Raw genomic sequence first — 26,048 nt, forward strand, 5'->3', positions numbered from 1 at the left:
TCGATGGCCGAGACCCAAGCCGTCGCGACGACGGAGCCCCTTAGACCGGAGGAAACCGGACCGCTGCCGGCAGTGGTGGCCTATATCCATCACGGGCAGGTTCCGGGCGGCGCGCCGACAAGCTTGCGCATTCTGGTCGAGGAGATCGGACGCCAGGCCCCGCGGACCGAGCGGCGGATCTGGTGCGTCTTCAGCCCTATGATGCCTTATTTCGCACAGATCGAAGGGGCGCAAGTCGACAAGTACATCGAAACCCCGGTCCTGACCGGCAAGAAGCTCATCGGCTGGAGCCCGCTTTTCCAGGCCAGCGCACTCGGCCTGTTGCTACGCCAGCTGATGGCCGCCCGGGCAACGATCGCCCGCGAGGTGGCCTGGTTGCGTCGCCATCGGCCGGATATCGTGCATTTGAACTCCGCCACTCTGTGGACGTCCGCCATCGCGGCACGGCGCGCCGGCATCCCACTCGTCTGGCATGTTCGCGAGACCTTGCATGGGAGGGCTTGGAATCCTCGCAAGCACCTTTATGGCTCCTTCCTGCGTCGCACCGCCGACGCCGTCATCGCCATCAGCCCACAAGATGCGGCGAGCCTCGGCAGTGACCGCGAGGGCAAGGTCAACGTCGTCTACAACGCGGTCAATTTGGATCGCTTCGCGCCGGAACGTCACGATGGGCAGGCAGCGCGCAAGTCCCACGGAATTCCCGACGACGCTTTCGTGATCCTGAGCCTCGGCGGCTTTTCCTATCGCAAGGGCGCGTGGCAGCTCATTAGAGCGTTGAAGGCATTGCCCGACCGATTCCATCTCGTGGTTGCCGGCGACCACCTGCCGAGACAGCCGATACGCCCGACGATGCCCATGCGGCTCCGATGGCGGCTTGAGAACCTGGCGGTTCGAATCGGCTGGCGGGCGACGCAGACCTGGCGCTATCCCGAGCGCGTGAAAGCCGAATGCGCCGGTGTCGAAAGCCGGCTCCATCAAGTCGGTCATGTCGACGACGTTGCGCCTCTGATCGCGGCCTGCGACGCTCTCGTCTTCGCCGGAACCATTCCCCACTTCGCCCGCCCCGTCTATGAGGCGTGGGCGATGGAGAAGCCGGTCGTGGCATTCGACACGCCGGTCATGCGATCCGAGATCGCGAACGGCGAGGATGGCCTTCTCGTCCCGCGTGACGCGCCGGAGGCGCTGGCTGCGGCCTTCACATTCATCGCGCAGAACCCTTCCCGCGCCCGCGAGTTCGGGAAGCATGGCCGCGTCAAGGCCCTCGGTCGTTTCGACAGCGGCGCGAACGTTAGGGCCGTGCTGAACATTTATCGCAAGCTCATGACCGACCTTTCCGCCAAGGCCGAGGTCGCCACTGCGGCTTCACGCGATTTGCCGAAGAGGCCGTGATGCGCATTCTGCTCACGACCGAGCGAACACAGGCGGTCTCGACGCTTATCAACCTGGAGAACCTCCGCCGCCTGGACGAGATCGACGGCGTCACCTTCACCGCCTTCCGCCAGGACTACGAGAACTTCGACGTGGTCTTGTTCATGGGCTACGACCCGAGGATACGCGAGGCCCAGGCCGCCAACCCGGCGGCAAAGATCGGCGTGATTGATATTCGGCCTGGAACGCTCGAAGCAGCTCGCGGCGCGGACTTTCTCGTTTCCAATGGCCCCGAGATGAGCGCCATGGCCGCGCGCTACTTCTCGAACATCTTCGAGTACCCGATCTTTCCCGAGGCCAGGCAGCAGACGTGGGCGCCCGCGGCCGAGAAGCCGGTGATCGTCACCTATCATGGCAACCGCGCGCACGCGACCTCCATGTTCCCTCATGTGACCCGAGCGCTCGAAGAGCTAGCGCAAGACGTGCCGCTGGAGCTTCACGTCATCTACAATGTCCGGGCCCTATCTCCGATACCTAAGAAATTCCTCCCCGGGCGATCCGTTCGGGTGCGCACCATCGATTGGCATGATCGCGTATACGAACGGGAACTTGCACAAGCCGATATCGGTATCGTGCCGAACCTCACGCCGATGCACCGGCGACGCGAGGCGCTGCGGAGCACGGCACCGTATGATGACGCCTTCGGCGCGCATCCGAGCGAGTATCTGGTCCGCTACAAGGCGACCAGCAATGCGGGCCGCATCCTGACTTTCGCACAGCATGGCATACCCGTGATCGCCGATATGTTTCCGTCCGCCGCACAGATCATCCGAAACGGCGAAAACGGCTATCTCGTCCATGATGCATTCAGTTGGTATCAGGCCCTTCGGACCCTCTGCGAAGATCCACAGAGGCGCCGGGAGATGGGCCAGGCGTTGCGCGCCACCTACCTGGAGCACTACTCGATCGCAGCGTTGAACCATCGGTTCGTCGCCTTCTGCCGCACTTTGCCGCCAGCACGCGAGGCACCCGCGGCGCTCAGTGATGCCGAAGCGCTCTTCGACAGCACCGACCCGCCGGCTGATCCGCGAGCAGGCCGGACGGCGGCTTTGTGGCGTCTATTCCTTCCGGGTGTCAGCACTTCATGACAAGGTTTTACGACAAGACCGAGAATCGCCTGGTCTTCGTCGAGCAGGCCGCCTCTTCCGCGTTCTGGGACGACCACTGGCAGAGCGAGAAACTGCGCCAGCGCATCGAGCGGGGCAACGGCTTCGTCGTGCGCGAGACGATGCGATATCTTGCCCAAGGGGCGCGGGTGCTGGAGGGCGGCTGCGGGCAGGCCAATACGGTCTGGGGACTGTACAAGGCCGGTTTTCAAGCCGTTGGCGTCGATTTCGCCGAGCGGACGGTGGCAGCGGTAAACGATGCTGCGCCGGAACTCAACGTCCAGGTGGAGGATGTGCGGCGCCTCTCTTTCTCGGACGCATCCTTCGACGGATACTGGTCGCTCGGCGTCATCGAGCATTTCTATGACGGCTTCGATCCCATTCTCGAGGAAATGTGGCGCGTGCTGCGGCCGGGCGGCTATCTGTTCATGACGGTCCCGGCCATGTCGCCGCTGCGGCGCCTGAAGGCGCGGCTCGGCCTGTATGCACGTTACGAGGAGACGCCGGGGCGGATCGACAGCTTCTATCAGTTCGCGCTCGACCCAGCGCGCGTCACTGCCCGCTTCGAGAAGCGGGGCTTCAAGCTCGTCCACAGGAGCGGGATGGACGGCATCAAGGGTCTCAAGGACGAGGTCCCCTTCATCAAGGGGCCGCTGCAGCGGCTCTATGATACGCCAGGACCGACTGCGGCACGAATGAAGCGCCTCCTGAATCGCGTTCTGGCGCCGAGCTATCACATGGCGTACTACGTCATGCGGCGCTCCTGATCTGGCGCCACCCATCCAACCTGCACCGCTCCATGACTTCGCTCCGCTCCACCCATCTCGTCCTGTTCATGACCCGCGGAATGTCCCTGGCCGCGTGGGACGCCAGTGGCTCCTTCGATCGGGAGGTGCAACTCTACCGCGAGCTGCGGCCGCAGGTCGGACGATTGACTCTGGTCACCTACGGCGACCGTCGCGACCTCGACTACCGCAAGCGCCTGGACGGCATCAAGGTCGTCTGCAATCGCCTCGGTTTGACGAACGCTTGGTACGAGCGCTTTCTGGTGCATGGCTGGGCCCGTACCTTGCGCCGGCCGACCATCGTTAAGACGAACCAGATGCCGGGTGCCCGCTTGGCGCTGGACGTGGCCCGTGCCGCCGGCGCCCGCTTCGTGGCGAGGTGCGGCTACCTGCACTCCTTTGTCGTCGAGCAGAGGAACGACCCGGAATCGGCCACCGCCAAACGCGCACGCGAGGAAGAGCAGGCCGCCTTTGCCGGCGCAGACCGGGCCGTGGTAACGACACAGCAGATCCGTGCGATGGTGATCGAGCGCTACCGGCTCGATCCGGCCAAAGTCGACGTCATTCCCAACTATGTCGATACCACACAGTTTGCCCCTCGCCCCGTTAGCGGAACCGGCGAACGGCGGATCATCTATGTGGGGCGGCTTGGCGTGGAGAAGAACCTCCTCACGCTCGTTACCGCCTTGGCCGGACTACCTGGCCTCGAACTGGCGATTGCCGGAGCTGGTGATCAGAAGGAGGAGGTTATCCGGGCAGCGGCCGAGTTGAACCTGCCCCTGACCCTTCTAGGATCGGTTCCTCACAAGAAACTCCCGGAGATGATCAACGGCGGTGCGATTTTCGTCCTGCCATCGCATTACGAAGGCCATCCCAAAGCGCTGATCGAGGCCATGGCGTGTGGGCGGGCGGTTGTCGGAACCAACGTGCCCGGCATTCGCGACGTAATCCGCCATGAGGAGAACGGCTTGCTGTGTCCAACCGATGCTGCGGGCTTGCGGGCTGCCGTGACGCGTCTGCTGAATGATGCTCCGCTACGAGAACGGCTCGGTCATCAGGCACGGCAGGATGTGCTGGCCCATTACGCGCTCGACCGCATCGTGAGTCGCGAAAGTGAGCTCTACGAGGAACTGCTCCAGGCAGGAAAGGGCAAATAATGTTCGGCCGGTTAACGCGATGGGTTTGGACCGCGCTGCCGCGCCGGATCGAGCGGATGGCAGGCAATCGCCTGCAAGAAGTCCTGCTTGGCATCGTGCAGGCCCGCGCGGCACGCCTGCCGCCCGACGAGGCGCTTCGTTTCGTCTTGGGGCTGGAGGCCGCGCTTTACCCGATTGAAGGGCGATTATCCGTGGCTTATGGCGGCGGACTGCACACGAAGCACCGCCACATGCGCTATCACGATTTCTTCGTCGACCGTATCGCCTCCGGCGAGCGTGTACTCGATATCGGCTGTGGCCTCGGCAAGCTCGCTTACGAAATCGCCGAGCGGTCGGACGCCATCGTCACGGCCGTTGATCTCGTTCCCCGCAACATCGAGATTGCGACGCAACGCTTCGCCCATCCTCGCGTGACCTACAAGATCGCCGATGCGACCCGGCAGATGGAGGATGGCCCCTTCAACGTGGTGGTGCTCTCCAACGTGCTTGAGCACCTGCATGAACGACCCGACTTCCTGCGCCGCGTCCGGGCGGCGGCCCTCCCCGACCGCTTCCTGATCAGGGTGCCGCTATTCGAACGGGACTGGCGAGTTCCGCTGAAGAAGGAGCTGGGCCTGGAGTGGCGCCTCGACCAGGACCACAAGGTCGAGTACACATATGAGGCGTTCGTGGGAGAATTGCGGGAGGCCGGCTTGCGGCTGACCTATCACGAGATTCGATGGGGCGAAATCTGGGCCGAGGCTGTACCGAATGGCTGAGCCCCAGGTTTCAGTGCTGATGAGTGCCTACAATGCGGAAGCGCATCTGCATGAGGCCGTGGAGAGCATTCTCAGGCAGACCTTCACCGATTTCGAATTCATTATCATCGATGACGGCTCGACGGATGCGACGCCGGCCATTCTTGCGTCCCACGCAGACTCACGCATCCGCATCCTGACGAATCGCCGCAACATTGGACTCACCGCCTCGCTCAACCGGGGACTCGCCGCTTGCCGGGGCGCGTACATCGCCCGCCAGGACGCTGATGACCGTTCCCTGCCGCAGCGCCTGGAAAAACAGGTTCGATGGCTCGGTGAGCATCCCGAAGTGGCGCTCATCGGAACCGCCTACCGCGCCTTCGATGAGGCCCGTGGTATCGACGCAATCCACCGCCCGCCTGCGACCGATGGCGCCATCCGGTGGCACATGCTGTTCCACAACGCCTTCTGCCACAGCTCGGTAATGTTCCGGGCCGAGGCAACTGGGCGACACGGATCGGGTTACGACGAAACCCTGCCATTCGCGCAGGACTACGAGCTCTGGCAGAGGCTTCTCCAGTCGGGCCGCGGCGCCAACCTTCCCGACCCGCTGCTGGAGCATCGCGTTCACGGTGACGCGATCACCTCGACCCGCTTTGCCGAACAACAAGCCGTGGCGGACGAGATCGCCCGGCGGCAGATCGCGCGCCTGCTCGGGGAGGACCGCATGGGGGCGTTGGATGTCCGCCGGCTGCGATCGTGGTTCCAGCGGCTGCCGGACGATCTCTCGCGGCGAGACCTGCGCGATGTCGCGATATTCTTCGATCTGCTGGACCGTCTGGCCGCCGCTGAACGGATCGGCGACGATGAGCTCGCGACTTTGCGTCGGGCGCTACAGGTGCGCTTCGCCCGCGCTCTCGGACTTCCAATGGTGATCCTGGCGCGAAGGGCCAGGTTTCTGCGCGGCGATGGCGCCTTGTGGGACTGGCTCCGCTCCCACCTTCCATTCAGGCTCCGCAACGCCGTTCGCGCAGACATGCCGCGCTAACGCCCTCCGCTCGACCTCAGCAGATGCTTACAATCTTCACCTCTCCGAAACCGTTCACCGGCCATGCCGGCGTCATCCAGCGCAACGCGATGCTCAGCTGGACGAGGCTGTACCCCCGCGCCGAAGTCATCCTCTTCGGCAATGACCCGGGCACGGCCGAGGTGGCCGGGCGATTGGGCTTCATCCATGTGCCGGACGTGACGTGCACCGAGTTCGGCACCCCGTTGCTCAGCGATATGTTCCGGCGGGCGCAAGAGATCGGGCGCAACGACCTCTTCTGCTACATAAATGCCGACATCATCCTGTTTTCCGACCTGACCGAGCAGATCGCACGGCATCGCGATGCCTTTGGCGAACGGTTCCTGCTGATCGGACGGCGCTGGAATCTCGACGTGACGAGGCCGCTCGCCTTCCGGAACATTTGGGAAATGGAATTGCGGCAAGTCGTCGCCGCCAGGGGCGTCCGGCACCCGCCGACCGGCATCGACTACTTCATCTACCCGCGCGGTCAACTCGCGGCGATCCCGGATTTCGCGATCGGCCGGCCGGGTTGGGACAACTGGCTGATTCACCATGCCGAGCAGGAAGGCTATCGGATCATCGACGGAACGCCGTCGATCACGATAGTCCATCAGAACCACGATTATGCCCATGTTCCGCAGGGTGTTGGTCGTGAGGGACCTGAGGCGAACCGTAACAGGCGCATCGCGCGCGCGCTGGCGCCGGGCTTTCAGGAACGCCACTATACGATCGACAATGCGGCTTGGCGGCTTACCCGCGGGGGTTTGCGCCGAAGCGGCCTACTGCACGCCTGGTGGCGGCTCCTCACCACAACGCGGATTGCCTATACGGAAACGGCTGGCGCCTTTCGACCCCGGGGCAAATTCGTCGGCACGGACGGCTGGCAGATCCTGCCCGAGGACCGGCGCCGGAGCCGCCTTTGGCGTGCTTGGTGTCAGTTCATCTTCGCCATAAAGCCGATCCTCTTCGTGGCACACTGGTTGGTTGTCAAATGGCTAAAGGCACGGGAGCGACTGGCGGCGCCCAGCAAGGGCGAAGTGCCGGCAAGTCCGAAGGCCGCAGGAGGATCGGAAGATCGGCATCAGGTCGACACGCTTTTTGCGGATGTGGCATCGATGCCGGCTGAGGTGGCGAGAGCGGACACCGAGCATGACGGTTTGCTGTTCAGCGTCGTCATCTGCACCTACAACCGGGCGGATATGCTGCCTCCCTGCCTCAATAGTCTCTGCAAACAGAAATTCGACCGAGGCAGTTACGAAATCATCGTCGTCGACAACAATTCGACAGACCGCACGAGGCAGGTTGTCGATGGATTCGCCGCCCATACGTCGAACCTGTCCTATCTCTTTGAACCGGCGCAAGGTTTGTCGCATGCCCGCAATGCCGGATGGCGAAACGCACGCGGGCGCTTCGTTGCTTACGTCGACGACGAGTGCCGCATGCCGGCAAACTGGCTGAAGGCCGCCGCCGATATCGTGAATGCATACGATCCCCATATGTTCGGCGGCCCCTATGTCTCCGCGTTCGACGGCCCGAAGCCGGACTGGTTCCGGCCGACCTATCTGTCAACATACGCTTTTGGAGCCGTCCGCCGCACACTCGGTCAGAGCGAATATCTCAGCGGCGGCAACATGTTCATTCGCCGTGACCTGATTCGGCGTCATGGCGGCTTCCGGCCGGATCTCGGCATGCAGGGAGAGCGGATGGGGTTCGGCGAAGAGGTCGCGCTGCAGCAGCTCATCCGATCCAGGGAGACCGATCCGCGCATCATCATCGACCCGGCCCTGACAGTCACGCACCTGGTCCGCCCCGAAAAGACGCGGATCCGGAAATTCTTGACGCATAGAGTCCAGGCAACTCGTTTCTCGTGGTATGGCAAGCGGATCACAGCAAAAGACCTACCGGTTCGCCACAGATCTTCCGGCGAAGCGGCAAGCCTTGCGCTCGAGGTTGCCCAATTCGCCGGTCGAGCTTTCCGTCTGGCTCTGTACCGGGTCTTCGTGCGAAATCGTGCTCTGTATCCGTACTGGCGAAACAGCTACATCGAGGAAATCCTGCCCCTCGTTGCTCATGCCGTTCGCGTTGGGCTCGATCTGACGCTGGGTTCATCAAAGATGACGACCGGCAGACCGGTGCCAAGCAAAGCGCAGGACAAAGTATCCGAGGAGGCTCAGCAATGAACTTTCGCCCTTCCGGCTCCGGTTCGGCCTCAAGCCGGGGGCCTGTCATGCTGTGGAGATCGGAGACGGAAACACGACCGGAGTGCAATCGGGGATGACATACCAAGACATCCATCTTAGCCACACAAACCACTGGGTGAAGGACAGTCGTAATCGCGAGCGACAACCGGTGCATGACAGTTGGTTTCGAACCGACACCGCCGACTATTGGCGGCATGAACGAATGTACGAGCCGGTGCAGTGCTTCACACACCGGCCCGACCTCTCTTGGCTGACGATCGGAGACGGCCGCTTCGGGCTTGATGCAATCCGCATCCGGAAGCTTGGCTTCGAAAATGTTCTACCGACGGATATCGGCGACGCCCTGCTCAAGAAGGCCAAGGAGCGCGATCTAATCGATGATTATCGCGTGGAGAACGCCGAAAACCTGTCCTTCCCAGACGACAGCTTCGACATCGTCTTCTGCAAGGAAAGCTATCACCATTTCCCACGGGCACCTGTCGCTCTGTTCGAGATGATCCGAGCATGCCGCGAGGCGGTGATCCTGGTCGAGCCGCGCGATCAGGCCGTCGACGGACCGACGTCGCTGCTCGCTGGCCCGAGGCAGATGCTTAAAGCGCTCGTTCGCTGGCTGGCCGCCCGCCTAGGCTACGGAAGCGGTGTGCAAGTTGTCCCATCCGCACTTTACAAGCTTGGGAACCAGCCGGCTTATGAGGATTCCGGCAATTACGTATACACAGTGTCATCGCGGGAGATCGAAAAGGCGGCCTTGGGAGCGAATCTTCCGGCGATTGCCCTGAAGGGCCTGAACGACCATTACGTGAAGGGCTGCGAATTCGAGCCCGCGGATGAAACCTCGCTGATCTTTCGCGAGATCAAGAGGCAAGTGACAGCCGCTGATGCCCGTGCGCGAACCGGGCGCTCCAGCACCGCGCTTCTCATGGCGATTCTGTTCAAGCGAGAGCCTGATCCACAGACTAGGAAATGCCTCTCGGAACAGGGATGGCTCATCAGGGACTTGCCGAGAAATCCTTATATTCTGTCGGCGTAGGAGAACTCGCTCGAGGAGAGCGGCCTCGACATCGAAGATGTCTCGATCGGGGGACCGCCAACGATAATGGCGACGAAAGATAGGGGAATGACGCTGAACACATTCAGGAAGAGCCTGGAAGGCAAGCTCCGAAGCCTTGTCCGGCGCAGATTTTCCCGGAAGATCGTCACGGATCACGGGTTGGCGCTCGAGAAGATCGGCAGCGGCTATGGCGGATGGACGGTCCCCACCAATTTGATACGGCCGGACTGGATCTGCTATTGCGGCGGAGTCGGCGAGGACATCACCTTCGATCTGGGGCTCATCGCACGCTTCGGCTGCCGCGTGTTCGCCTTCGACCCGACGCCGCGCGCCGTCGCGCATGTCGAGCAGCAGGCCGCCGACATCTCGCTCTTCCACTTCCTGCCGGTCGGCCTATGGTCCGAGGATAAGGCGCTCAGGTTCTTCGCACCGCGCGATCCGGCGCATGTGTCGCATTCCATTCTGAACCTTCAGGAGACCAGCGACTATTTTGAGGCAAAATGCCGTAGCCTGCCGTCTCTGATGGCAGAGCTCGAGCATCGACGGATCGATCTGCTGAAAGTCGACATAGAGGGCGCCGAACACGAAGTCGTCCGGTCGATGCTGAAGCAGCGGATCCACCCGACGGTTCTGTGTATGGAGATCGATCAGCCTGTACCGCCCTTCCGCTTCCGGAAGACCATCGGCCGCGTCCTCGATTCCGGATACAAGCTGGTGGCCCTCGACGGCTGGAACTTCACTTTCGTCACGGACGAGGCGCTTGCGGCGGCCGGCGCCGCATCCCGGCACTGAGTCCGGCGCCGATATGTCTCTGCCCCGCGTTACCTTCGGCATCATCGTCCTCAACGGCGAGCCCTTCACCCGCTACACCCTGCGCGCGCTCTACCCATTCGCGCATGAGATTATCGTCGCCGAAGGCGCGGCACCGGGCGCGCAGAACGTCGCCTCCAGTGATGGGCATTCGCGCGATGGCACGCTGGATATCCTGCGCCGCTTCAAGGCCGAGGAGGACCCCGAGAACAAGGTGACGATCGTCACCGCCGAGGATGAGGGCCACCCGAACGGCTTCTGGCCGGGCGAAAAGGACGAACAGAGTCAAGCTTACGCCAAGCGCGCCACCGGCGACTATCTATGGCAGGTCGACATGGATGAGTTCTACCGCGCCGAGGAGATGGCGCGGGTTCTCGCCATGCTCCGCGATGACCCGACCATCACCGCCGTCACATTCAAGCAGATCACGTTCTGGGGCGGGCTCGACTACAGGGTGGACGGTTGGTATCTTCGCCGCGGCGCGACCTACTATCACCGGCTGTTCAAGTGGGGGCACGGCTACAGCTATGCGACTCATCGTCCGCCCACCGTCCTCGACGATCAGGGCCGCAACCTGCGCGACCTGCACTGGATAAAGGGCGAAACCTTGGCGGCCCGCGGCATTCATCTCTATCACTACTCGTTGCTGCTGCCCAAGCAGGTCATCGAGAAATGCGATTACTACGCCAATGCCGAATGGGCGATGCGCGCGGGCGCCGTCCAGTGGGCGCAGGATGCCTTCCTGTCGTTACGCCGCCCCTTCCGCGTTCACAATGTCTATAACTTCCTGAGCTGGTTGGAACGGTACAGCGGGCCTCACCCCGACCAAGTCCAGGCCATGATTCATGACGTGAGGACCGGTGGCGTCTCTGGTGTTTCGCTCCGCGAGACCGCCGACATCGAGCGTCTGCTGGCCTCTCCCTGGTACGCTCTCGGACGGTGGATCGTGCAGCGGCTCGACCCCGTGGATCTGTGGCTGCGCCGCATCCGGCGCCGGCTCATAAATGCAGGAGCCGTTCGGCTGCCAGCGGCGATACTGCGCGCCGCACCGAAGCCGTTCGACTGACCCGACCGTTGCAGCATCCCGTCGCTCCGCTCAAAGTCCTTGTCGTCAGCGGCGCCGCCCAAGGCGGTGGCGCCGAGCGTATGGCCCTCACCCTGCACGAAGGCCTGAAATACCGTGGTCATCGCTCATGGATGGCCGTAGGCCGGCGCAATATAGAAAGCCCCGACATCTTCGCGATTCCGGGCAATCCGGCTGAAAGCCGGTGGGCGCGATTGGTGCAGGAAGGGAGCGCCGCCCTCGAACCGCTGGTGAGCCGGGTGCGCGGCATCCGCCGGATTCAGCAGGGACTAAACTTGCTGAGCAATCCGCTTTACTCCGTAGACCGGCTTCGGGGCCGTGAACATTTCCGCTATCCCGGCACGGCCGGGATCCTCGACCTGCCCCCTCATCGCCCCGACGTCGTTCATTGCCACAATCTGCATGGCCGGTATTTCGACCTGCGCCAACTCGTCCGGCTCAGCCGCTCGGTCCCGGTCGTCCTCACCTTGCATGACGAGTGGGCCTTTACCGGCCATTGCGCCTACACCATGGGCTGCGAGCGTTGGCGTTCCGGCTGTGGCGCCTGTCCGGGGCTGCACATCTATCCGCCGGTCCGGCGCGACGCCACGGCCGCGAACTGGCGTGCCAAGCGCGCCGTCTATGCCGCCTCCCGCCTTTATGTCAGCACGCCCTCCCAGTGGCTCATGGACCGGGCCCGCGAATCCATCCTGTTCGAGGGCGTGTCGGAGTCGCGGGTCATCTACAACGGCGTCGACCGGTCGGTCTTCCGGCCGGCCGATCGAGCGGCGGCGCGACAACGTCTCGGCCTCCCCGTCGAACCGCGCATGCTCCTGTTCACCGCCAACGCCGCAAGGCGCAACATGTTCAAGGACTACGAGACGGTGCGCGAAGCGGTCCGGATCTGCGGCCAGGCGAGCGGCGACAGGCCCCTGCTCCTGATCGCCCTCGGCGACACCGGCCCCAGCGAGCGCTTCGGCTCGGCCGAGCTCCGCTTCGTGCCCTATGAGGAGAGCCCGGCACTGGTCGCTGCCTATTATCAGGCGGCCGACCTCTATCTGCATGGCGCGAAGGCCGACAATCTGCCGACCACCATCGTCGAGGCGCTGGCATCAGCGGTTCCGGTGATCGCCACGGCGGTCGGCGGCATTTCCGAACAGGTCAGGAGTCTGGCGGACGCGCCGGGCGGCTGGGCCGGTCCCGCCGTACCGCGCGATCAAGCCACCGGCGTTCTCGTGCAAGCGGGAGACGCGGCGGGAATGGCGGCCGCGGCGCTCGCACTGCTGGCAGACGACGATTTGCGTGCATGCCTGTCCGCCAATGCGGCGCGGGACGCCGCCGAGCGCTTCGATCTCCGCGATCAGGTCGAGAACACCGTCGCGTGGTATCAGGAGGTTCTTCGTGGACATGCCCGGGACTCCGTTACGCTCCGTCCCATGGGGCCGTAGGGACGACCCATTCGCGTCCCCGGACCGTGGTGACATATTCCGGCCAGCGGAAGTGAATCGGCGGGTCGTAATCCGCGAGCGGAGGAATCCAGTGCCTGCCGCCGACCCCGCCGCCGGTGCGTTCGATGAACTCCGCCTTGGCCGCGGCGAGGAGAGCGTCGTCGGTCACCAGATCGAGGATCGTCGCGGCAATGGTCTTGCCAGCGACCTCGATCATCGGATCGATGCAGGGCGAAAGTCCACCCAGCGCATTCATCACCCAGGCGGGATAGGCATGGCCCGGACGCGCCGGCCTGAGCGCGGGCCGGCCGACATACAGCCGCACCGTCGGCGCATGCCAGCAATAGTCGGTGTAATCGTCCGAGGTGAAGTGGGTCTGGCTGGGCGGGAGGATGCGGCGAAGCCGATGCTCGGCCTCCTCGGGGGCGATCAGTTCGGAGATCGCCGGCAGATAGGGAGCCTCCATCTGCTCCAGGCCCAGACTGCGCTGCATCTCCTGGGCGAGGCGCACCGCCTCGCCCTCGAAGCGGGGGGCGCCGACGGCTTCGAGGTTTCCATAGGTTGCCCGCGCCATCACATGGTTCGCCAGGCCGGGCCGCGACTTCGACACCCAGTCGCGTCGCCAGGAGCAATGGGCGAGCCGCGCCGCGCAGTCCGCGTAATGGTCGAGCCCCTTCGTGATGTGCTCCGCCATCTCAAGCGTGGGCACGCGCATGATGTACTGAATCTGCGCCATCGCGGCGGGAATGTTGTCGGCCGTCGCCTGCCCCATGGCGAGAATCGCCTCGCTCATCGACCAGGAGACGCCGGTGCCAGCGAGATGCTCCTTGAGCGCCTTGCCCGAAAGATACATCTGAACGACCGCATCGTTGGCACCCGGCGCGCGCGGTTCGGCATGGGCGGCCGGAATCGGCGAAGCGGAGGCCGCCGCGAGCCAGCTCTCCGGCGCGTCGCAGGTGAAGCTGTAGACCATGGCGTAGGCGGCACCGCAATGGGTGTCCCAGCGCACCGTGTTGCATAGGGGCAGCATGTAGAAGGGGTGGAAGCTGATCGCGGCGTCGAGGTCGTCGTAATAGCCCCGCGCCGCATGGATCGGCTTCGAGCCGCGCAGCTTCTCGGCCGGCTCACCCAGGAACTTGAGCCTCCCCTTCAGCCCATGCTTCTCCATGGCGTGCTTGGCGGCGAGAAAGCCCGCGAGCGCGCCGGTGCCGAGGGCAGAATGGGGATCGGTGTGGCCGCCGGCATGGGGACTGAGACCCTCGCGCGGACGCTTCACCGTGTCGGCCGCCTGGCAGTTGCCCGGAACGCCGTCATATTCGGCATAGCCGCCGATCGTCGGGCCCGGGCCGTTCTCCCACACCGCGCAGAACGCCGTCGGCATGCCCCCCGAGCCCTTCTCGACCGAGAAGCCCTCCGAGGTCAGGAGGTCGACATAGAAATCGACCGAGCGATATTCCCGCCAAGCGGTCTCGCCGAAATCCCAGATGGTTCGCGTCCAGGCCGACCAATCCGGCCGGTTCGCTTCGACCCAGTCGAGGGCCGCAGCCTTCGCGTTCGACATCGCGTCCTCTCCGTTGGCGATCCTTGCTGCGGTCTATTGATCCTTGAACCGATCTTGACGAAAAGTGAAAAGATTGCCTCGGTTCGGCGAATATCATTCTACAATTCGGCCCAGGGCTATAATTGGAGCGACCCATGTACCTGCCGTCGATGAATGCGCTTAGGGCGTTCGAGGCGGCCGCCCGGCTCGGCGGCGTCTCGAAGGCGGCGGCCGAGCTCAACCTCACCCGCAGCGCGATCAGCCATCAGCTTCGCTTTCTCGAAGGCGAGCTCGGCACCAAGCTCGTCAAGCGGGAAGGCCGGGGCATCGCCCTCACCCCGGCGGGGCGACGCTATGCACGCCAGATTCAAAGAGCCTTCTCCCTCCTGCGCGAGCCGCCGAGCGCGGCGGGCACGACATCCCTGACGGGCACGCTGCGCGTCGCGTGCGTGTCGGGCTTCTGCACCTATTGGCTCTCCCGCCATATCGACGATTTCCACCGACTCCATCCCGATCTCCAGCTCGAGGTCATCCGGCCCGCCCATCTCGCCGATGTGACCTCCGGCGCCGCCCATATCTACATCGTGTTCGGCCATGGCGACTGGCCGGGGCGATGGGTCGAGCTCGTGGCCGCGCTCGATTTCTTTCCCGTCTGCAGCCCGAGCCTCCTCAATAAGGCCGGCGGTCTGAGCAGCCCGGACGACCTTGCCCGGTGCACGCTTCTCCATCTCATCGATCCGACCGACTGGCGGCGCTGGCTCGGCGCGGCGCGCACGCGCAGCGTCGATCCCGATTCCGGCATCTATTTCTCGGATATTCATTTCGTGATCTCGGCCACGCTGGCGGGGCAAGGCGTGGCGATGGGCGACGACCTGATCTGCGCCCAAGCGCTGCGCCAGGGGCAGCTCATCAGGCCGTTCGCCTTCAACATCTCCGGCACCGGCTCCTACTACTTCGTGGCCGAGCACGACGTCGTGGAGCAGCCTGCGGTCGCTGCGTTCCGGACCTGGCTCAAGGACAAGCTGTCGGAAGATCTCGGAATATCGATTCCCAGGAACACGGAGATTGCCTCAGAGCATGGCGGAGACGGGCAGATACGATAATTTCATTTCACATTTCGGCAAAAATTATTCGATTGTTGGCCAATTCGTTTCAATTTACCGTGCTATTAACAACAATGAAGGCGCCGGCACGGAATCGGCGCGTTGGGAGGTAGTGCTGAAACGTCCGGAAATGGGCTGAACCGCAGTGACGGATGTTCAGCTTCGTGCCACGGGGATCCGCAAGCTGTTCGGACGCTTCGTGGCGCTAGACGGCATCGATCTAAGCATCGACCGCGGCGAGTTCCTGACGCTGCTCGGCCCGTCGGGCTCGGGCAAGACGACCTTCCTGATGACCCTCGCGGGATTTCTTGAGCCGACATCCGGCCACCTCGAGGAGGCCGGTATCGACATAACCCGACAACCGGCCGAAGTACGAAAATACGGCATGGTCTTTCAGGGCTATGCGCTCTTTCCGCACATGACGGTCGAAGAGAACGTCGCCTTTCCCTTGAAGATCCAAAAGATCGGGGCGGCCGAGCGAAGGCAACGGGTCGGCGCGATGCTCACGACCGTCGGCCTGGAGGCGCATCGAAACAAGCGGCCGAGTCAGCTCTCCGGCGGGCAGCAGCAACGGGTCGCACTGGCGCGTGCGCTGGTGTTTCAGCCCAAGGTGCTGCTGCTCGACGAGCCCCTTTCGGCACTCGACAAGAATCTGCGCGAGCAGATGCAAGGCGAGATCAAGCAACTCCATCAAAAAACCGGCGCCACTTTCGTCTTCGTCACCCACGACCAGACCGAGGCGCTCGCCCTCTCGACGCGCATCGCTATATTCGACCGCGGCCGCCTTCAGCAGGTCGGCCGGCCGGACCTTGTGTATGAAAGGCCCGTCAACCGTTTTGTGGCCGAGTTCCTGGGGCGCATCAATCTTCTGCCCCTGCATGAGGCGCGCTGCGATGGCGGGTTTCTGCGCGGCCGTTTCGAGGATTGTACGCTGACCGCACCGGCCGGGGATGGCGCCGGCCAGAACGGGGCTTCGGACAACTCTATTGTCGCCGTGCGTCCGGAATACATGGCCCTTTCCGCGAGCCGCCCGGACGCCGACGGATGGAACGGAGTGCCCGCGACTGTCGCGAATCGAATCTATTCCGGCGCCACCTCCTTGCTGGAGCTTCGCACCAGAAGCGGAGTCGAATTGTGTCTCGACGTCCGCAGTGCGGACGCGAGTGCGGAGTTCAGGCCCGGGGCCGACGTCTGGGCAACATGGCCGGTCGAGCGCGGCTTCGCTCTGCCAGAGAAGAGCTCGCACTGACGCGAGCGACAAGATCGATCAGGGAGAACGGTAATGAATAAAGGATTTCAGCAGGACTGTCTTCAAATCCTCCTTCGGCAGGCCGAAGCTGGCCGCATCAGCCGGCGAAGCTTCGTCAGGGCGACCGGCGCCCTTCTCGCGCTTCCCGTGGCGCTTCGCGCGAACCTCTCCTATGCGCAGGCCAGGGAGCTTGTCCTCGTCAACTGGGGCGGAGATGCGATCGACGCCTATTCGAAGGCCTATGGCGAGCCGTTCGAGGAGGAAACCGGTATCAAGGTGAAGATGGACGGCTCCGGCCCGACCGAAGGCGCAATCACGGCACAGGCCAGGAGCGGCAAGATCACCTGGGACCTCCTCGACATCGATTCGTTCTCGGCCATGACGCTGGGCGAGCAGGGTTATCTGCAACCGATCGACTACACCGTCGTCGACGAGTCAAAGGTCCGGCCCGGTTTCGTCTGGGACTATGCCCTGTCCACTTACTTCTTCAGCTATGTCATTGCCTATGACTCCGAGCTGTATGGCGACGACGCCCCTACGACGATGTCCGACTTCTTCGATATCGAGAGGTTTCCCGGCAATCGCTCGATGTACAAATGGGGAGTGTCAAGCTGGGAAGCGGCGTTGCTCGCCGATGGGGTGGCGCCGGACGCGCTCTATCCGCTCGACATCGAGCGGGCGCACGAGAAGCTCGCGGCCTTCAAGGAGAATGTAATCTCGTTCTGGGGCGGCGGCGCGGAAAGCCAGACCGTCCTCCTCACCGGCGAGGCCCCCATGGCCATCGTCTGGAATACGCGCGCCAAGCTGATCGAGCAGGAATCGGGCGGTCGCATCAAGTATATCTGGGACCAGGGCCTGCTCTCCCCCGGCGCTCTCGGCGTGATGGCGAACAATCCAGGGGGCACGGAAGCGGCCATGAGGTTCCTGGCCTCCACCCAGGATCCGAAGCGCCAGCTCGTCATGTTCGAGATGCTGGGCCAGGGTCCGGCCAATCCGGCGGCGGATGCCCTCATCCCGGCTGATCAGGCGCGCCATAACTGCGTAGCGCCCGAGAACATGGCCAAGCAGATCGTCTTGAACGTGGACTGGTACGCCGAAAACTATTCCAAGACGTTGGACCAGTACCTCGCGCTCATCTCGGCCTGAGCCGGGACAAGCGGCCGGCGGAGCGAAGAGCGCGATGATTTGGACCAGGCGGGGCGTCGGATATCTGGCGCTCATCGCCCCGTTGCCGGTCTTTCTGGCGCTCGCCTATGGGGTGCCTTTCTTTGGCGTGGCGGGCTGGAGCCTGACGCTGCCCGAACCGGGGCTCTCCAATTACGAGCGCGTGTTCACGGACCCCATCGTCCTTGGCGTTCTGCTGCGAACGCTCCGCATCTGCGCCGTGGTGACGATCGTCACCACGGCGGCCGCCTATGCGCTCGCCTACATCTGGGTGCAGGGTTCGCCGCGCCAGCGTATCTTCGTCGAGTTCTGCATCCTGGTTCCGTTCTGGATCTCGACCCTGACGCGCGCTTTCGGCTGGCTGGTCCTGCTCTACAACCGGGGACTGGTGAACACGTGGCTGCAGGATCTGGGCGTGACCACCGAGCCGCTGACGCTGGTCCGCAACGAGTTCGGCGTCATTGTCGGAATGACCCACTTCCTGATCCCCTTCGCCGTGTTTCCGATCGCCTCGGCCATGCGGCATCTCGACGAGCGCGTCCTGCTCGCGTCCCGCGGGCTGGGAGCCGGACGGCTGCGCACCTTTTGGTCCGTGTTCCTGCCGATGACGATGCCGGGCATTCTCGGTGCCGCCCTCATCGTCTTCGTCTTCTCCCTGGGATTCTTCATCACCCCCGCCATCCTCGGCGGCGGGCGCAGCGTCATGGCGGCCGAGTTCGTCTATGTACAGCTTTTCCAGACGGCCAACTGGGGGCTCGCCGCCGCGATCAGCGTCGTCATGGTGGCGATCGTAGCGGTCCTGGTGACGCTCCTGTTCCGCCTGACCCGGGTCGAGAAGCTGATGGGGTAACATTGTGAATATTTACCGACCCGGCCCCGTGGCGCTTCTGATCACCACGGCGATCATGCTGTTCCTCCTGGCACCGCTGGTCGCCATCGTTCCGATTTCCCTGACGCCGTTCGAGTATCTCTCGCTGCCCGATGACGAGCTGTCGCTGCGGCACTACCGTACGTTGGTCGAGGATCCGGCCTGGGGCGCCAGCATTCTTCTCAGTCTCCGCGTGGCGCTTGTCAGCAGCATCCTGGCCACGGTCTTCGCCACCACCTTCGGGCTCGGCGTCTGGTATCTTCAGCCTCGCCTCGGGGGCCTGCTGGTCGGCTTCGTGCTGCTGCCGATGGTCGTTCCACCGGTCGTATCGGCCGTCACGCTCTATTTTCTGACGACCTGGATTTCCAGGGTCTTCGAGCCCCTCGGCTATGATACGTGGTTCGGCGTCGTCCTCTGCCACGTCGTGATGGTCACGCCGTTCGCCGTCGTCATCATACTCGTCGCGCTCAGCCAGTTCGATCGGCGCATCGAGATGGCAGCGCGCGGGCTTGGTGCTTCGCTCGTACAGAGGACGGTTTCGATCGTCCTGCCGAACATCCGCTTCGGCATTGCCTCGGCCGCGTTCCTCTCCTTCGTGCTGTCCTGGGAGGAGATCGCAGTCACGCTGTTCGTCACCAGCGTCGACGCCATAACCTTGCCGCGCCGCGTCTGGATGGGCTTGCGCGACAATGTCGACCCGGCCGTCGCCGCCATCTCGGTGGTGCTTACCGCCATAACCGTAATCGTGATTCTCGTCCGCATGATCGTTGCGAACGCCCGAGCCAAGCGGGTCGCCGAGGAGGCCCTTGGCCAACCGTAATCCACATGGCGTGATCAACATGGAAGGAGACGCTCCAATGAACGAGGTAAGGAAGATCGATGTCGACGAGGCATTCACGCTGAAGCGGCGCATTGAGGCCGGCGGAACCCCAATGCTCAATTCCTGGGGGTGCAACAACGAATATGATGCCCTCACGGACGTCCTGCTCGGAAAGCCCGATCATCTCAGGCACTTGGCGACAAGCTCGCTGTCGCGCAAATATCTGCGCGATGCTCCCTGCGACGTCGCGGTCGCCAAGGCGCAGCACAAGGAGCTCGTCGCCGCTTACGAGCATTTCGGCGTCACCGTTCACTATCACGAGCCTACGCCCGAGCTCCCGATGCAGGTCTATGCCCGCGACTCCAGCTTCATGACACCCTATGGCGCGGTCATCACCAACATGTGCAACTGGTGGCGCAGGGGCGAGAACTTCGCCGCGATCCGCACCTATCAGCGGCTCGGCATCCCGGTCTACGACATGGTGACCGCGGGGCTGTTCGAAGGCGGCGACTTCGACATCATCGAGGACGGCTGCGTCCTCATCGGCTGCGGCGGCGAGCGCACCAACGAGGAAGGCGCGCAGCAGGTCAAGGCCTGGTTCGACAAGGAAGGCTGGGAAACCAAGCTCGTCTATTTCGACCCGTTCTTCGTCCATATCGATCTCATGGTCGTCATGATCGCCGAGAAACTCGCCGCGGTCTGCCTCGACACCACGCCGGCGGAGGTGGTCGACTGGCTGCGGGCCAAGAGAATCGAGATCATCGACGTGCCCTATCCGGACACCGTCACGCTCGGCTGCAACGTGATGTCGCTGGGCCGCGACCGCATTATCGCGCCCGAGCATTCGCGCACGCTGATCGAAGCCTTGAAAGCGCGCGGTTTCGAGGTGGCGGAGGTCGATATGAGCGAGATCTCCAAGACCGGCGGCGGCATCCACTGCATGGCCCAGGCGTTGCGACGAGCGCCCCTGTGATCTTCCACGGACATGCGAAAGCCCCCGATCGCCTCTGATCGGGGGCTGCATATCGGCTCACATCGAGGGAGCGCGACCACATCCGGGAACCCTTCGCGGAACGGCCCGTTCCATCTTGATCCGGGCATTCGCGACGAGGTTCGATTTGGATCGGCAGAGGTACGATGGCACGGGCAGCCGCAGTTCACCTTCCGTGCCCGAGGATCGGCGCACTGCGGCCGGGCGCCCCTTGAGCGGCCACGGCCAGAGCCTGTGGTACAAGGACGTCATTATCTACCAGACGCATGTTCGTGCCTATTGTGACTCCAACGACGACGGTGTCGGCGACTTTCCCGGCCTGACGAGCAGGCTCGACTACATCCAGGATCTCGGCGTCAACGCCATCTGGCTTCTGCCCTTCTATCCGAGCCCGCTGCGCGACGACGGCTACGACATCTCGAACTACTGCGACGTCAACCCGGCCTACGGGAGGCTCGACGATTTCCGGGACTTCGTCGAGGCGGCGCACGCGCGGGGGCTGCGCGTTCTCACCGAACTGGTCATCAATCACTCCTCTGACCAGCACCCGTGGTTCCAGCGCGCCCGCCGCGCGCCCAAGGGCTCCGTCGAGCGCGACTTCTATGTCTGGAGCGACACCGGCCGGGAATATGAGGACGCCCGCGTCATCTTCCAGGACTCGGAGATCTCGAACTGGTGCTGGGACCCGGTCGCGCAGCAGTATTACTGGCATCGATTCTACCACCACCAGCCGGACCTGAACTTCCGCAATCCCCACGTCATGCGGAAGATCACCAAGATCCTGAACTTCTGGCTCGACCTCGGCGTCGATGGCTTTCGCCTCGACGCGGTGCCCTATCTCGTCGAGCGCGAGGGAACGGGTGGCGAGAACCTGCCCGAAACGCACAGCATCCTGAAGCGCATCCGTACCGAGATCGAGCGGCGCAACCCCGACTGCGTGCTGCTGGCCGAAGCGAACCAGTGGCCGGCAGACACACTGCCCTATTTCGGCCGCGGCGACGAATGCCACATGGCCTTTCACTTCCCGCTGATGCCGCGGATCTTCATGGGGCTGGCGCGCGAGGACAGCCAACCCATCACCGACATCGTCGAGAAGACGATGCGTCTGCCGGAATGCTGTCAATGGGTGATCTTCCTGCGCAATCATGATGAGCTGACGCTCGAGATGGTCAGCGACCGCGAGCGTGACTATCTCTGGGAGTTCTATGCAATCCACCGGCGCCTGCGTCTCAATCTCGGAATCCGCCGCCGGCTCGCCACGATGATGGAGGGCGACCGCCGCCGAATCGAGCTGTTGAACAGTCTGCTTTTCTCGATGCCCGGCACGCCGGTGATCTATTACGGCGACGAGATCGGCATGGGCGACAACCCGTTTCTCGGCGATCGCGACGGGGTGCGCACGCCGATGCAGTGGTCCGCGGACCGCAATGCCGGCTTTTCGCGCGCCGATACCGTGGCCCTCTATCTACCGCCGATCATCGATTCCCTGTTCGATTACCACGCCGTCAATGTCGAGCAGCAGCAGCGTCAGCGCTCGTCGCTGCTCAACTGGATGCGCTGGATCGCCCGCGTGCGTAACGCCCACCATGCATTCGGTCGGGGTGACTTCCGCTTCCTCAGGCCCGCAAACGAGAAGGTTCTGGCCTATCTCCGCCTTTATGAGGAGGAAATCATCCTTTGCGCCGCCAACCTCTCGGAAACGGCGCAGGCCGCTCAGCTCGACCTTGCCGATCTCGCGGGACGAGTGCCGGTGGACCTGTTCGGCGGCTGCCGCTTTCCCGCAGTCGGGGCTACGCCTTACATGCTCGCCCTTCCGGGCCACGGCTTCTATTGGTTCAAGCTTCTTACGCCTGCGGAGGCGGAGACCCGGCGCGAGCGGCCGCTTGAGGCGATGGACCGCCCCAACCTGCCCCCGGCCCTGCGGCCGCAGCCGATGCCGGCCAAGGGCTAGCATGACTCCGGCATTTCACCCGCAGCGGCGCAATGATCCGGCATGATGCGCGCGCTGAATCGTCCCTCATGCGACGATTCACGCCCTTGCTCGTCATCCTTGTTCTGTTGCTCGCCGGCTTTCTGCTCTATCGCACGCTGAGCGGCTACAGCCTTGATCAGATCGTCACCTCGGTTGCGGCAATCCCACCTGTCCGGCTTGCTCTGGCGGGCGTCCTCGCGGCCGCAAGCTATCTCTGCCTCACCGGCTTCGATGCGCTGGCGGTGCGCTATGCCGGCCGACCGTTGCCCTATCGCCGGGTGGCGCTGGCCTCCTTCGTCAGCCTGTCGATCGGGCACAATATCGGCTTCGCGGCCCTGAGCAGCGGCGCCATTCGCTATCGCTTCTACTCCCGTTGGGGCATGGGCCCCGGCGAAGTCGCCAAAGTGATCCTGTTCTGCGGAGCCACGGTCGGTCTCGGCCTGATGATACTGGCCGGGGCTGCATTACTGCTGCGCCCGGCTCTGGCGCAAGAGATCACGGGTCTTCAGCAGCCAATCGTTCTCGGGATCGGCGCAACCTGTCTGGGGCTTGTAGCGGCCTATATCGTGCTGGCCGCGACCGTGCGGCGGCCGCTCCAACTCGGCAAGTGGTCGTTGCAGATGCCGACTGTCCCACTCGCGCTCGGCCAGATCATCATCGGCCCGCTCAACTTCGCCTTCGTCGCGGCCTGCCTCCACCAAACCCTCGCCGCGGTGGCGGATGTGGCCTATCTCGGCGTTGTCTCCGTCTATGTGATTGCCAACGCAGCTGCCCTCATCACCCATGTTCCCGGCGGGCTCGGCGTGATCGAGAGCGTCGTCCTCTTGCTTCTTCCGCAGGCGGAGATCATCGGCGCCCTGGTCGTCTTCCGTTTCATCTACTTCCTCGTGCCGCTCAGCCTTGGCTGCCCCATTCTTGCCCTGACCGAGCTGACGCGGCGAGGTCGCAAACCGGCGCGCGATCGTGGGGCCTATCCGGAACGGAACTGAGGAAATTCCAGCGGCACTCAACGTCCCGCTATCCATCGCGTCTGCCGCGCAGAAGCCGCAGCGGCTCGAACGGCTCCTCGGGATCGAACAGATCCGTGCCGGGAAAGGGAGTAGTCGGCCCATCCTCCGCCTGCGCTGCAAACGGGCGCAGCCCGCGGGGATTGCGGTTCAAGCGCTCAATCGCGCGGATGAGGGAGCCTTCGGCGGTAATGGCCTGCGCCACCATTTCGGGGCTGGTACCGAGATGCTCCGCCAAGAGCCGCTCCCGCAAACGGGCGATGGCTTGGCCTGCCACGTCGGTCTCCGCTTCTATGGCGAGATCGCACTCGCTGTCGAGGCCGACCGAGCGGTTGTTGAGGTTGGAGGAGCCGACGCGGAGGAATGCATCATCGGTGATGATGAGCTTCGAGTGGATGAGGACCTCACGCTCGCCCTGCGCGCTTGGGATGACGGGATAATAGACCCGCAGGCGGTCGAACCCGTCCACCTGCTTCAGCCGGCGAATGAGACGGTCGCGGTTGCTTCCCATGATGAAGCGCTCGACCCAGCCCTGCGAGTTGCGCGTTGCCAGGACGACGATTTCGGGCCCCTCCGCTGCGGCGAGGCGCTCGGCCAGGAGGTCGCCGACAGCCGTGGCGGTGAGGTATTGCGCCTCGATATAGATCCAGCGTTGCGCTGCCGCCAGCGCGTCGGCGGTGAGTGTCGCCGCCTCGCAAATGGCTGGCTCCCTGCCCCAGGCCGGCTCCGTACGCGCGATCGCAACCGGCACATCGACGAAGTCGGCGGCAAGGCTTGGTGGCCACGGGTCCTCGCTCAGCGAAACCGGTGCCAGCGCCTCGCCGGTCGCCATATGCCAGCGCTCGCGAGCGAGATCGGCGAGCGCGCGGGCCGCCTCGCCATCGACAGCCATCTGGAGGTCATGAACCGGGTTGTAGGGCGTACCGTCGGAGTCGACCCGGGCGGGATCGTCCGCTGCGTGACGGTCGGTATCCCAGCGCCGTACCGTAAGATCGATGCCCCCGGCAAAGGCCAAGGCGTCGTCGATGCAGACGAGCTTCTGGTGATGAGCGCCGTAGAGCGGGTGCTTGTTGTCGAGGCGCAGATGGATGCGCGAGTGCTCCTGCCAATCTGCGCCGAGAAGAAGCGGTAGCGGCGCGCCCGGTCCGTAGAACACGGAAAAGTCCCACACGAGAATGCGGATCTCGAGCTCGGGACGACTCTGGACGAGCGAGAGGAACAGATCGCTTAATCGCGTCCGGGCTACGTCCTCGTCCTCGCTGTCCGGGCGCAGCGTGATATGGCCGTCGAAGTCCCAACCGATGATGAGGATCGACCGCTTGGCATGCCGGAACGCCTGCTCGAGATGGGCGAAATAAGATGCCGCGTCGATGAGAACGGTCGCATGTCGAGCCGGCGCCACGCGCCAGCAATTACGCCCCGGTTCGAGGATCCGCCATGTTGACGTAGCTTCGAAGCGAGCCGGTTGGCCGGCGCGCGCCGTGATGTCGCCAGATCGAGATAAGCTGGACACCATGTTCCGTTCGCCTCGGCAGCTTCTCACGGAACGCGCCGATGTCCTGGGAACAATGCCCTAGGAACACCGGCGCGCGTCTCCTATGTCAGCTAACGCCTTGGCGCGCGTTTTTGTTCAGCAGTGTCCTGCACCGAAGGGATCAGGCCGCCTCGCTTCTGACTAACGTGGGGCATGTAGCCGCAGCGTCCCGGGTAGCCCCCTTGGCAACGTCCCCGGCGACATCCCAGGTGATGACGGCGCGCAGCGGTAAATGGTCGGATGCAACGCGAGCACCGCGCGACCGGTGAACCTGCGCCGCCACGGACGGTCCTGCATTGCCGTTCCCCCCAGACGCGAAGATGCGGTCGAGCGACAGTACCGGGCACCAGGACGGAAAGGTCGACGAGACCGGCGTCGGGTCGAAGTTGGTCTCGAGCGGTTGCAGGCTGCCGCCCCGGCGGCGCCATTCGTTCAGATCGCCCAGGAGAATGGAGGGCCGACAGTCCGACTCCGCCGCGTCCAGCGCCTTCAGCAGGTTCGCCACTTGCTGCCGCCGCTCCGCCGGGCGAAGGCCCAGATGCGTCGCAATCACCCGGACGTCGCCGCCGACGGTCGCGACGTCAACATCGATCGCGCCGCGCGGCTCCCGGCCAGGAATGCTGAGGTCGATCCGCCGCACCGCCTTGACTGGCCGGCGAGTGAGCAGGACATTGCCGAAGATGCCGCGTCGGTCGATGAGACACGGGCCGGGCACCGCATCGAAACCGGTCACCTTCGCCAGATATACAAATTCGTCGATCATCGTTCCCCGGCGGTCACGGGCCGAGACCTCCTGGAGGGCGACGATATCGGCGTCCAGTTCCCGGATGACGGCTGCAACACGATCGGGATCGTACCGCCGATCCACGCCGACGCAGGCATGCACGTTATAGGTCGCGACGACCAAGGAGCGCGCAGGACAGGCGACTGGGGGATTTGCGAAGG

General features: G+C 63.9%; 23 protein-coding genes. 19 read left to right on the forward strand and 4 right to left on the reverse strand.

What is annotated here, in order from left to right:
• Positions 1-3: 3 nt before the first annotated feature.
• Genes DT069_RS19615 through DT069_RS19640 form a run of 6 tightly spaced genes read left to right on the forward strand, consistent with a single transcriptional unit; the run spans position 4 to position 6,261 of the window.
• Positions 4-1,389, forward strand: a complete 1,386-nt coding sequence (locus tag DT069_RS19615) for a glycosyltransferase family 4 protein (RefSeq protein ID WP_162913304.1) — start codon at positions 4-6, stop codon at positions 1,387-1,389.
• Positions 1,389-2,516, forward strand: a complete 1,128-nt coding sequence (locus DT069_RS19620; protein WP_119462019.1) for a glycosyltransferase family protein — start codon at positions 1,389-1,391, stop codon at positions 2,514-2,516. The genes DT069_RS19615 and DT069_RS19620 overlap by 1 nt, the downstream gene beginning before the upstream one ends.
• The gene (locus tag DT069_RS19625; protein WP_119462020.1) at positions 2,513-3,301 is read left to right on the forward strand and encodes a class I SAM-dependent methyltransferase; all 789 of its coding nucleotides are present in this window, start codon (positions 2,513-2,515) and stop codon (positions 3,299-3,301) included. Before DT069_RS19620 ends, DT069_RS19625 begins: the two co-directional genes overlap by 4 nt.
• Positions 3,302-3,333: 32 nt before the next feature.
• Positions 3,334-4,476: a glycosyltransferase family 4 protein gene (locus tag DT069_RS19630; RefSeq protein ID WP_119462021.1), complete on the forward strand. Its 1,143-nt coding sequence runs from the start codon at positions 3,334-3,336 to the stop codon at positions 4,474-4,476.
• Positions 4,476-5,234, forward strand: a complete 759-nt coding sequence (locus tag DT069_RS19635) for a class I SAM-dependent methyltransferase (protein ID WP_119462022.1) — start codon at positions 4,476-4,478, stop codon at positions 5,232-5,234. The genes DT069_RS19630 and DT069_RS19635 overlap by 1 nt, the downstream gene beginning before the upstream one ends.
• Positions 5,227-6,261, forward strand: a complete 1,035-nt coding sequence (locus tag DT069_RS19640; protein WP_119462023.1) for a glycosyltransferase — start codon at positions 5,227-5,229, stop codon at positions 6,259-6,261. Before DT069_RS19635 ends, DT069_RS19640 begins: the two co-directional genes overlap by 8 nt.
• Here DT069_RS19640 and DT069_RS24725 read toward each other — a convergent pair.
• Positions 6,258-7,004, reverse strand: coding sequence for a hypothetical protein (locus DT069_RS24725; RefSeq protein ID WP_162913305.1), 747 nt, complete (start codon positions 7,002-7,004; stop codon positions 6,258-6,260). The two genes, DT069_RS19640 and DT069_RS24725, sit on opposite strands and share 4 nt — an antisense overlap.
• Positions 7,005-7,046: 42 nt before the next feature.
• On the opposite strand from DT069_RS24725, the gene DT069_RS19645 reads away from it, so the two are divergent.
• The 5 genes from DT069_RS19645 (at position 7,047) to DT069_RS19665 (ending at position 12,855) form a co-directional block, all read left to right on the forward strand.
• Complete coding sequence (locus tag DT069_RS19645; protein WP_162913306.1) at positions 7,047-8,462, forward strand: glycosyltransferase family 2 protein; 1,416 nt, start codon at positions 7,047-7,049, stop codon at positions 8,460-8,462.
• Positions 8,463-8,514: 52 nt separating this feature from the next.
• On the forward strand, positions 8,515-9,513 hold the full coding sequence (locus tag DT069_RS19650) for a class I SAM-dependent methyltransferase (RefSeq protein ID WP_425450397.1): 999 nt from the start codon (positions 8,515-8,517) through the stop codon (positions 9,511-9,513).
• Between the two features lie 87 nt (positions 9,514-9,600).
• Positions 9,601-10,326 (forward strand): FkbM family methyltransferase, encoded by a 726-nt coding sequence (locus DT069_RS19655; protein ID WP_162913307.1) that lies wholly within the window; start codon positions 9,601-9,603, stop codon positions 10,324-10,326.
• Positions 10,327-10,339: 13 nt separating this feature from the next.
• On the forward strand, positions 10,340-11,410 hold the full coding sequence (locus DT069_RS19660) for a glycosyltransferase family A protein (RefSeq protein WP_162913308.1): 1,071 nt from the start codon (positions 10,340-10,342) through the stop codon (positions 11,408-11,410).
• An 8-nt stretch (positions 11,411-11,418) separates the two neighbouring features.
• Positions 11,419-12,855, forward strand: coding sequence for a glycosyltransferase (locus DT069_RS19665; protein ID WP_119462027.1), 1,437 nt, complete (start codon positions 11,419-11,421; stop codon positions 12,853-12,855).
• Here DT069_RS19665 and DT069_RS19670 read toward each other — a convergent pair.
• Positions 12,830-14,416 carry a zinc-binding metallopeptidase family protein gene (locus tag DT069_RS19670; RefSeq protein ID WP_119462028.1) on the reverse strand — a complete coding sequence of 529 codons (1,587 nt, stop codon included), beginning with the start codon at positions 14,414-14,416 and terminating at the stop codon, positions 12,830-12,832. The two genes, DT069_RS19665 and DT069_RS19670, sit on opposite strands and share 26 nt — an antisense overlap.
• A gap of 134 nt (positions 14,417-14,550) precedes the next feature.
• On the opposite strand from DT069_RS19670, the gene DT069_RS19675 reads away from it, so the two are divergent.
• The 8 genes from DT069_RS19675 (at position 14,551) to DT069_RS19710 (ending at position 23,551) form a co-directional block, all read left to right on the forward strand.
• Positions 14,551-15,498 carry a LysR substrate-binding domain-containing protein gene (locus tag DT069_RS19675; protein ID WP_119462029.1) on the forward strand — a complete coding sequence of 316 codons (948 nt, stop codon included), beginning with the start codon at positions 14,551-14,553 and terminating at the stop codon, positions 15,496-15,498.
• 145 nt (positions 15,499-15,643) lie between these two features.
• Complete coding sequence (locus DT069_RS19680; protein ID WP_119462030.1) at positions 15,644-16,747, forward strand: ABC transporter ATP-binding protein; 1,104 nt, start codon at positions 15,644-15,646, stop codon at positions 16,745-16,747.
• A 33-nt stretch (positions 16,748-16,780) separates the two neighbouring features.
• Complete coding sequence (locus DT069_RS19685) at positions 16,781-17,893, forward strand: ABC transporter substrate-binding protein (RefSeq protein WP_119462031.1); 1,113 nt, start codon at positions 16,781-16,783, stop codon at positions 17,891-17,893.
• 34 nt (positions 17,894-17,927) lie between these two features.
• Positions 17,928-18,761, forward strand: a complete 834-nt coding sequence (locus DT069_RS19690) for an ABC transporter permease (protein WP_119462032.1) — start codon at positions 17,928-17,930, stop codon at positions 18,759-18,761.
• 4 nt (positions 18,762-18,765) lie between these two features.
• Positions 18,766-19,599 (forward strand): ABC transporter permease, encoded by an 834-nt coding sequence (locus tag DT069_RS19695; protein ID WP_119462033.1) that lies wholly within the window; start codon positions 18,766-18,768, stop codon positions 19,597-19,599.
• A 37-nt stretch (positions 19,600-19,636) separates the two neighbouring features.
• A complete protein-coding gene (locus DT069_RS19700) occupies positions 19,637-20,572 on the forward strand; it encodes a dimethylarginine dimethylaminohydrolase family protein (protein ID WP_119462034.1) in 936 nt (311 codons plus the stop codon).
• 145 nt (positions 20,573-20,717) lie between these two features.
• Positions 20,718-22,541: a maltose alpha-D-glucosyltransferase gene (treS, locus tag DT069_RS19705; RefSeq protein WP_425450398.1), complete on the forward strand. Its 1,824-nt coding sequence runs from the start codon at positions 20,718-20,720 to the stop codon at positions 22,539-22,541.
• 68 nt (positions 22,542-22,609) lie between these two features.
• Positions 22,610-23,551 (forward strand): putative bifunctional lysylphosphatidylglycerol flippase/synthetase, encoded by a 942-nt coding sequence (locus DT069_RS19710; RefSeq protein WP_119462095.1) that lies wholly within the window; start codon positions 22,610-22,612, stop codon positions 23,549-23,551.
• A gap of 28 nt (positions 23,552-23,579) precedes the next feature.
• On the opposite strand, the gene DT069_RS19715 is transcribed toward DT069_RS19710, so the two are convergent.
• Positions 23,580-24,971 carry a phospholipase D-like domain-containing protein gene (locus DT069_RS19715; RefSeq protein WP_425450399.1) on the reverse strand — a complete coding sequence of 464 codons (1,392 nt, stop codon included), beginning with the start codon at positions 24,969-24,971 and terminating at the stop codon, positions 23,580-23,582.
• A 253-nt stretch (positions 24,972-25,224) separates the two neighbouring features.
• Positions 25,225-26,010 carry an endonuclease/exonuclease/phosphatase family protein gene (locus DT069_RS19720; protein WP_119462037.1) on the reverse strand — a complete coding sequence of 262 codons (786 nt, stop codon included), beginning with the start codon at positions 26,008-26,010 and terminating at the stop codon, positions 25,225-25,227.
• Positions 26,011-26,048: the final 38 nt, after the last annotated feature.

The sequence above is a fragment of the Virgifigura deserti genome (assembly GCA_003576685.1).
Lineage (GTDB): Bacteria > Pseudomonadota > Alphaproteobacteria > Dongiales > Dongiaceae > Virgifigura > Virgifigura deserti.